A 5160-nucleotide genomic window follows, 5' to 3' on the forward strand; every position below is an offset into this window, starting at 1 on the left:
GGCAAGGCGAATTTGAACAGCATCGCTAGGTGTTTAGATTGTGGTATTCGGCTTTGCCCCCCGCCTTGAACGGGTTGTTTTGAAGTGCTGCGCTTCGAGATGATGACAAAACGTGGTCTGTGTGAACAGCCACAAGCATCAGGAAAGGAAGCGCAGCATGAAAAATTATGCCGGACTGGACGTCTCCGTGAAAGAGACCACCGTTTGCATCGTGAGAAGGGCGCCGAATTTGCCGAGAGATGAAGGTTGCTAGTCATCCGGACGATCTTGCTGACGCATTGAAGAACCCCGCATGGAATCTCGCCCGGATCAGGCTTGAAGCCGGCCCCTTATCCCAATGGTTGGTCTGGCGGCAGCCGGACTACGTGACCTGTATCGAGCCCCGTCATTCCAAGGCGTTCTCAAGGCACAGGTCAACAAGACCGACCGCAACCATGCTCGCGGCATCGCGCAGATATGCGGGTTAACCTGTTCCGGCCCGTGCATGTCAAGAGTAAGCGGTATTCTCGGGCCACGGCCTTGAGCTCGAGCTTGTTGATGTAGACCCAAGGCAGGAGATCGTCGATCTGGCTGTTGGGGTGGCCGTTGACGATCCTGGTGAGGACATCGGCGAGATAAGCCGAGCGGTTCGACACCATTGAGCTTGCAGGTTTCGATCAGCGAGGCGATGACTGCCCAGTGTTCGGCGCCGCCGTCAGAGCCTGCGAAGAGCGCGTTCTTGCGGTTGAGCGCGAAGACTGATTCATTATGCACCCCCTCTTCAAATGGCGGGAAACAGCGATTTCTGATTATCGTCGTTGATGATACGCGGAGATTTGCGCGCCAAATCGGCCTTGATCCGTTCATCTTCAAGGTCGCTGGCGCGGATCTGGTAGGGCGCGCCGCGCATGACCTGCTCGGCTGGTAATATGCCGTCCCTGACGAACCGGCGGATTTTGACGTGCGACACGCCAAGCTTCGCGGCCGCGTCCGACATGGTAAGCCACTCGCCGTTCTTGTCGGAAGACCGATAGCCGCTGATCTTGTGCACCGTGCGCAGGGATTGGACGCGTCGCGCCGTCCAGGTCTTTCCCTGACCCGTCTTCATGCCCATGCGGTTGAGTGTGGCGGCGATTTCGGCATCCGACCATCGCGTTGCCATGGATCGCATGACCGCCAGAGCCTCCTCAGGCGTACTCTGGCCATGCTCTCCGGATTTGGACTTGCGAACCCTTACCTGGGAATGCTGGCCCCCATGCCAATGGATGGTCAGGATCACATCGCGCGCGTCGTCATCGACGTCCGCCACAATGTCCTTGATGAGCGCGCGCAGCAGTTGCTGACGGAACCGCATATCGACACCCGGCGCATTCCAGGCGGCTTCGAGATCCTGGGCGAGGCCGGTGAAGTCAGGGATCGCGTCGACAGGCTCCATACGCTGGACTTCACTGAGCCGGGCCTCGCAGGTCTCCACGCGCCTGAGCCTAGCTTCCCAGTTCCTCTCGAGCTGGGCCGCTATAAGCCGGTTCTCCGGGTCGCAGGCGGCGTAGCGGCGCTCGGCGAGCGATGCCTCATAGCGTGCCTGCTGCAGGTCCATCTCGATCATCTGCCGCCGCCTGGCTTCGCTCTCCAGCTGCATCTGTTCAGCCTCCAACGCCGCCTCGATCGCCATCGGCGCAACCGCCTCCAAGGCTTCGCGGGCCACCGCCGCATCGGTGCGAAAGCCGTTGAACGACATGCATCGCGCCTGCGCCATCATGGTGTTCTCGCAACGATAGACCGGGTAACCTTGGCCACGTCCGGCATACGTGACAACCAGTCTTCGCCCGCATCGACCACAGGAGAGAAGACCCGGGAGCAACGCGCGACCGCCGCGGCCCGACTTGACGCCGCCGGCTTTGCCATAGGCGTTGGCGGCGAGAAGTTCCTGGTTCCGTTCGTACTCGCTCCATCCGATATAGCCTTCGTGATGCTCCTTGAGCACCACCGCCCAATCGCTGGCCGGCTTGTAATGACCATAGCTCTTGCGGACGCGGCCATCCACGATCTCGGTGCGCTTCTCGCTCTTACCATAGACATAAGCGCCGGCGTAGAACGGGTTCTTCAGGACGGAGATCACGTTGCGGTAGCGGACCGGAACCCAGGCGAAGGACACCATCTTCTTGCCGTCGGAGGGTCTGGGGAAATGCACGCCATCGTCGATCATCGAGATCAGGACCTGGCGGGCACTGCCGAGTTCGCGGAAACGCGCGAATATCAGGCGAATGGTCTCCTGCAGGCGTATATCGGGATCGAACCCGAGACCGTAATCCCGGTGCCAGACGTAGCCGAAGGGCACAGAGATGCGCAGTTCGCCGCGCTGTGCCTTGGCGCGGTCAGCTTCGTACATGCGAGCACGCAGCACCCCGAGTTCGAACTCGCTTATGCTCCCCTTCATGCCGAGCAGCAGGCGATCGTTCGGCAGTCCCGGATCGTAGACTCCGTCCAGATCGATCACCCGTGCATCGACTTCGCCGCACAACTCGAGCAGCCGATGCCAGTCCGGTCCGTTGCGAGACAGGCGGGACGCCTCCAGGCAAAGCACAGCGCCCACATGACCGGTGCACAGATCGTCGACCAGGCGTTCGAAACCGGGACGTTCCACAGCTCCACTTGCGGTGCGTCCCAAGTCCTCGTCGATCACCTCAACCTTGCGGAATCCCCAGCGCCGCGCGACGTCGACCAGCTCATATTGCCGACGCTGGCTCTCAAGATTGAGCTGCACTTGCGCCTGCGTGGACTGACGTACATAGACAACGGCCTTGCGCTTGAGGATGGTGGCCGGAATCAGATTACGGCTCGTCATCGCGGCTCTCCTCCGTCACGATACCGGCGGCGGCCATCAGCACATTGGCGAGCCGGGCGATCACGATCGTTCGTTGCGCTGCGCTCAGCCCGACTAGCTTGTGCGAGTCGAGCGCATGCTGAGCTGGCGAACGATCACGAGAGATCGTGTCGGTGGCGGCAAGGTTCTCATTTTGAGTCTCCCCGATGATGAAACCATCCGGAGAGCCTCGCCGGAAACGGCGCTGGATCAAGAGCTTGTTCAGTTCAAGCAGTGCAGCAAGCGACGCGCGCGGGGAGCCCAGATCCATTGCTGCGCACGGGACTTCGACCTCCTGCCCAACATGGGCAGAATGACCCCGAGATTGCGATCGGACGGATCGAGCGTTCGACGGTGTTGCTGTCGATCTCGATGCGGCCGTCGTCAAGGAAGTGCGAGAGGCCTTCCCAGCGTGAGAGCGTGTAGCGGATTGCCTCTGCGAGCTTGGTCTTCTGACTGATCAGGCCGAGCTTCTCACGCAGCCAGGGTTCGAGATCGGCGACGATGGCGCGGCTTTTGTCCTGACGCATCGCGCGGCGCTCGTTGGCCGATCGGCCACGGATGTCATCCTCGATCTTGTAGAGTTCGGCGATCCGTCTCAGCGCGTCACTGGCGATCGGCGCGGGACCGGCTGCTGCCAGTTCATAAAAGCGCCGACGGACATGCGCCCAGCAGAAGGCGAGCGTGACGCCGCTTTTGTCGGCCAGCACGCGATAGCCGCCATAGCCGTCGACCTGCAAGATTCCGGTGAAGCCTGCGAGATGAGCGATCGGACGCTCGGCCTTTCGGTCCGGCGCATAGACATAGGCGACGCCCGGCGGGTCGCTCCCCTCCCATCGTCGGTCATCGCGGGCATAGGCCCAGAGTTGACCTGTCTTAGTCTTGCCGCGGCCGGGATCGAGCACCGGCGCGGTCGTCTCGTCGGCGAAGAGTTTTGCCGAGGACTTCAGCTTGCCAAGCAGCCGCTCATGCACCGGACGCAGGTGCCAGGCGGCGCGGCCGACCCAGTCGGCGAGCGTAGAGCGATCGAGATTGATACCCTGCCGGGCGTAGATTTGCGCCTGACGATAGAGCGGAAGGTGATCGGCATATTTTGAGACCAGCACCTGGGCGACCGTTGCCTCGGTCGGAAGACCACCCTCGATCAGCCGGGCCGGCGCCGGAAGCCTGAACCACGACGTCCTCGCAGGCGCGGCAGGCATATTTGGGCCGGCGCACGACGATTACACGCAGCTGCGCCGGAACGATGTCGAGCCGCTCGCTCACGTCCTCGCCGATCCGATGCAAGCCATTGCGGCAGCATGGGCAGGCATGGTCCTCGATGTCGACGACCATCTCCACGCGCGGCAGATGGGGTGGCAGCGCGCCCCGGTTGGCCCGGCGCCTCGTGGCCTTTGCTTGCCGCTCGGCGGGAGCAGATTGCTCCTTCTCTTCCTCACCGGCGGCCTCGATCTGCTCCGCCTCTTCGAGCCCCAGCAGCAATTGATCCTCGGGGAGCGTCTCGGCACGCCGGCCGAAGCGGTGACGCTGCAATTCCTTGATGATCTGAATCAGACGGGCATTCTCGACGTCGTGCGCCAGGACCATCGCCTTCAGCGCGTCCGGATCGTCGGGAAGCTGGTCAGCCGTCATCGCCATGAACGGATCAGACCATATTCGCCGACAGCCCGCGACAGCGGAATCTAGGCTGATTCACTTCGTCGCGGGTCAGCCCGCCTGGGCTGGCACGCGGGTCCGGCGCGCCTCATGGACTCGCCGCCAGTCGAGACCTTCGAGTAGCGCCGAGAGCTGCGCGGCCGTCAGCCGCATCATGCCGTCATGCACTTTCGGCCAGCGGAACTCCCCATCCTCCAAACGCTTAGCAGGCAAACCCCGGTGCCATCCCAGAAGATCAGCTTGATCCGGTCAGTCCGCTTCGCCCGGAAGACGTAGACGGCCCCGCTGAACGGATCGGCCCCCATTGTCTCTCGCACCAGCGCCGCCAATCCCTCCGCACCCTTGCGGAAGTCGACGGGCTTCGTCGCCACCATGACCTTGACCGCACCCGTCGGCCCGATCACGACGTCGCCTTCAGCGCGCGGATCACTGCGGCCACCGTCTTGGTATCGGCGCCCCGGCCGACGCGCATCGCGATGCCGTCGATCTCAAGCTCGATCATGCCGGCATCTCGGGTGGCTTGCCGTTTCCGCTGCTTCGGTGAACGGCTGGCTGCAGGTTCCGCCGCCGCCACAACCGCCGGCACAAAGGCAGGAGAATCTTGCTGCACCGAAGCGGCCTGTTCGCGCGCTTCGCGGCGCCAGGCGACGACCTGCTGCGGC

2 protein-coding genes and 5 pseudogenes are annotated in these 5160 nt (G+C 62.8%); 1 reads left to right on the forward strand and 6 read right to left on the reverse strand.

All coding sequences use genetic code 11. The annotated features are described in order from the left end of the window. Window positions 1–157: 157 nt before the first annotated feature. Window positions 158–495: pseudogene (locus ENZ74_RS35240) on the forward strand (IS110 family transposase); the annotation flags it as partial. A 44-nt stretch (window positions 496–539) separates the two neighbouring features. On the opposite strand, the pseudogene ENZ74_RS20845 reads toward ENZ74_RS35240, so the two are convergent. The 6 genes and pseudogenes from ENZ74_RS20845 to ENZ74_RS34475 form a co-directional block, all read right to left on the reverse strand. Next, window positions 540–732, reverse strand: a pseudogene (locus ENZ74_RS20845) (transposase domain-containing protein); the annotation flags it as partial. A 28-nt stretch (window positions 733–760) separates the two neighbouring features. After that, a complete protein-coding gene (locus ENZ74_RS20850) occupies window positions 761–2824 on the reverse strand; it encodes a recombinase family protein (protein ID WP_063169338.1) in 2064 nt (687 codons plus the stop codon). Then, entirely contained in the window at window positions 2811–3113 is a 303-nt protein-coding gene (locus tag ENZ74_RS34470; protein WP_063169337.1) for a hypothetical protein, read from the reverse strand. Before ENZ74_RS34470 ends, ENZ74_RS20850 begins: the two co-directional genes overlap by 14 nt. Window positions 3114–3162: 49 nt before the next feature. Then, a pseudogene (locus ENZ74_RS20855) lies at window positions 3163–4480 on the reverse strand (IS66 family transposase); the annotation flags it as partial. A gap of 69 nt (window positions 4481–4549) precedes the next feature. Further along, a pseudogene (gene tnpB, locus ENZ74_RS20860) lies at window positions 4550–4902 on the reverse strand (IS66 family insertion sequence element accessory protein TnpB). Further along, window positions 4899–5160: pseudogene (locus ENZ74_RS34475) on the reverse strand (IS66 family insertion sequence element accessory protein TnpB); the annotation flags it as partial. The pseudogenes ENZ74_RS34475 and tnpB, both read right to left, overlap by 4 nt.

Source organism: Mesorhizobium sp. M7A.F.Ca.CA.002.15.2.1 (genome assembly GCF_003998715.1).
Classification (GTDB): Bacteria; Pseudomonadota; Alphaproteobacteria; order Rhizobiales; family Rhizobiaceae; genus Mesorhizobium; species Mesorhizobium ciceri.

Excerpts from the sequence above, each read along its gene's own strand:
- ENZ74_RS20850 (WP_063169338.1), bottom strand. The coding sequence starts at position 2,824 with ATGACGAGCCGTAATCTGATTCCGGCCACCATCCTCAAGCGCAAGGCC.
- ENZ74_RS34470 (WP_063169337.1), bottom strand. The coding sequence starts at position 3,113 with ATGGATCTGGGCTCCCCGCGCGCGTCGCTTGCTGCACTGCTTGAACTG.